The organism is Bacillus cereus group sp. BfR-BA-01316, assembly GCF_022664195.1.
In the GTDB taxonomy this organism is placed as follows: Bacteria; Bacillota; Bacilli; order Bacillales; family Bacillaceae_G; genus Bacillus_A.
The window spans coordinates 1-268 of record NZ_JAKUGX010000111.1 but is presented as its reverse complement, the minus strand read 5'-3'; the positions used below and the strand labels follow the sequence as shown (position 1 = coordinate 268).

The following is a 268-nucleotide window of genomic DNA, read 5'->3' as shown; positions in this document are numbered from 1 at the left end:
ATGCGTACCGAAAATTTAATCATAAATGGTTACGGTTCATCGAATGGTGGCGAGTTTCATAAAGTACAATTAAACGGAAAAGGGACTGTTAACGGAAATGTTGAATGTGATGAATTTGAATGTAACGGTTCTGGAAGTGTAAACGGAAATTTGAAAAGTGATCGTACAAGAATAAGTGGATCGGGTAAAGTAGATGGCACAGTAAATACAGATAGTATGCGAATTGATGGGAAAGCAACAATAACGCAAGATGTAAAGGCGAATACTT

The 268-nt window shown here is 36.6% G+C and carries 1 protein-coding gene; it reads left to right on the top strand.

The features are described from left to right. A partial coding sequence (locus tag MR071_RS25220; protein WP_242238247.1) for a polymer-forming cytoskeletal protein occupies positions 1-268 on the top strand: 268 nt, incomplete at its 3' end.